Annotated in this window: 3 protein-coding genes; all 3 read left to right on the top strand. The window is 69.0% G+C overall.

Going from position 1 to position 2527, the window contains the following annotated elements:
• Nucleotides 1–152: 152 nt before the first annotated feature.
• Complete coding sequence (kaiC, locus tag G7A99_RS17990; protein ID WP_018718123.1) at nucleotides 153–1880, top strand: circadian clock protein KaiC; 1728 nt, start codon at nucleotides 153–155, stop codon at nucleotides 1878–1880.
• Entirely contained in the window at nucleotides 1870–2160 is a 291-nt protein-coding gene (locus G7A99_RS17995; protein ID WP_018718124.1) for a circadian clock KaiB family protein, read from the top strand. Before kaiC ends, G7A99_RS17995 begins: the two co-directional genes overlap by 11 nt.
• A partial coding sequence (locus tag G7A99_RS24975) for a PAS domain-containing protein (protein WP_205599905.1) occupies nucleotides 2157–2527 on the top strand: 371 nt, incomplete at its 3' end. The genes G7A99_RS17995 and G7A99_RS24975, both read left to right, overlap by 4 nt.

Genomic DNA, 2527 nt, shown 5'->3' on the forward strand with positions numbered 1-2527 from the left:
AAAAGTCGTCGCGTCCATGCTGTTTATTGACTGGCCCGTCACGCCTGTCGTTAGGGTGGAAACGTACGGATCTGCACGCTATTGGTGATGGATAAGCATCACGCACGCTGGTTAAATGTCGACACTACGGGTGTCAGGACCGCGGTGAAGAGATGACCGAACCCGTTGCGGGCGCGGCCAAGGCACCGACCGGTGTCGCCGGGCTGGACGAGATGACCGGAGGCGGTCTGCCATACGGGCGCGTGACCCTTGTCGAAGGTGGACCGGGTGCCGGCAAGACGGTGCTTGCGCTCCAGACGCTGGTCAACGGCGCACGGGAGCACGGCGAGCCGGCGATCTTCGTCGCCTTCGAGGAGACCGGCCGGCGCATTGCCGCCAATGCCGCGACCTTCGGCTGGGACCTCGACGGCCTCCAGGACGACGGCCTGTTCTTTCTCGACGCCCAGCCGGATCCCGGCATGGCACCAGCAGGGGACGTGGACCTGGGCGGCATGCTCGCCGCGCTGGACGCGAAGGTGGCGGAGATGGGCGCGCGGCGTGTCGTCTTCGACGCCCTCGATGTCGTGCTCGCGTTCATGGACGGGGCCGCCGCGCGCCGTGAGACCTGCCGGCTGCACAACTGGCTGCTCGAGCGCGGGCTCACCTGCATCATCACCGCCAAGGCACCGGGGTATGCCGGCGTTCCGGGCATGGACGGGCTGGGCTTCATGCAGTTCATGGTCGACTGCAGCATCGAGCTCAGCCATGACACCGTGCAGGGTATCTCCCAGCGCGGTCTGCGCGTGGTGAAGTTCCGTGGCTCGCGCTTCGAGGAGAATCAGGTCCCGCTGGTGATCGGTGATAGCGGCATGGAGGTGGCCTACGTGCCGCGGCCCGAGGGGGCGAACGGCCCGGTCTCCAACGAGCGGCTCTCCACCGGTATCCCGCGGCTGGACAGCATGCTCAGCGGCGGCTATCTCCGGCAGGCCGGCGTGCTCATCACCGGCGCCCCGGGCACGGCCAAGACGACCCTGTGCGGCGCGTTCGCCGAGGCCGCCTGCCGTAACGGCGAGCGCACCGTGTGGGCGAGCATCGACTCGCCGCCGGACGAGCTGATGCGCAACCTGTCATCCGTCGGTATCGACCTCGCCTCGCCTGTCTCGGACGGGTCGCTGTCCATCGTACCGGCCCGGGCGATCGCCGGCAGCGCGGAGATCCACTTCGTTGCGATCCGCAATCACGCGGAGGCGCACGGGGCGAGCTGCGTGATCATCGATCCGGTATCGGCACTGGCCAAATCCGGCAACACGGCATTCTCACACAGCGTGATCGAACGCCTGGTGGACTGGGCGAAGGGGGCGGGCGTCACACTGCTGTGCACCAGCCTGCTGGACCGGGAGATTCCGGAGACGGAGAGCACCCCGCTGCAGATCTCGACCCTCGCGGACACCTGGATCCATCTCAGCTACCGTGTCCAGGGCGGTGAGCGCAATCGCGGCCTGTCGGTGGTCAAGTCCCGCGGGACCGCCCATTCCGGCCAGGTCCGGGAGCTCCTGCTCGACGACGGCGGCGTCACGCTGGCGGATGTCTACACCGCCGGGGGCGAGGTCCTGATGGGCACCCTTCGCCGGGAGCAGGAGCAGGCCCGGCGCCTGGAGCGTCAGCGCGCGGCCGACGAACGCGAACGCCAGCGCCTGCGCCTGGAGGCGGAGACCGCGGAGCTCGACGCCCGTATCCGTCACCTGGAGCGCGAGCGCGAGTACAAACAGGCGGAGCAACGCACCGTGACCCGGCAGGACGCCGAGGTCGACCGGGAGCGCGACGCCATGCGCCGGGAACGCGGCCGCTGGCGTCACGCCGACCGGGATGACCACGCCGGGACTGTCGGCGATGACGGCTGACGCCCTCTCACTGCGGCTGTACGTGGCCGGCGATGGCCCCAATTCCCGGGAGGCGATCGCCAATCTGGAGGCCATACGCCGTGACTACCTCGCCGTCCCCTGCGAGGTCGAGATCATCGATGTCTTCGAGACGCCCCAGCGTGCGCTGGAGGAAGGCGTCCTGCTCACGCCCATGCTGGTGGTCGAGCGGGCCGGATCCCGTGAAATGATCGTCGGATCGCTTTCGGAGCCGGGCCGTGTGCTGGCGCGGATCGGTCTCGGCAGAGGTGCCGGGCCATGAGTACCGGAGATCCGGACAGCGGGCAATCGCCGACGGGCGGGTATCTCGAGCTCGTCCAGACCCTTCAGGATACTCACCGGCGGTTGCAGGAGCTTACCGGCGGCGAGGTGGACGCGGTCCTGGGGCCCGCCGGTACACCGCTGCTGCTCACCGATGCCCAGTCCCGGCTGCGGGCCAGCGAGGCCGCCCAGCGCCGGCTCGCGGAGCGCCTGACCGCGACCCTGGAGAGCATCACGGACGCCTTCTTCACCCTGGACCGCGACTTCCGGTTCACCTACGTCAACGGCGAGGCCGAGCGCGTCCTCGGCCGCTCCCGGGACGACCTGCTCGCACGGGTGATCCGGGACATAGAGGGCCTGAACGACGA

It is taken from the genome of Arhodomonas sp. KWT (assembly GCF_010993615.1).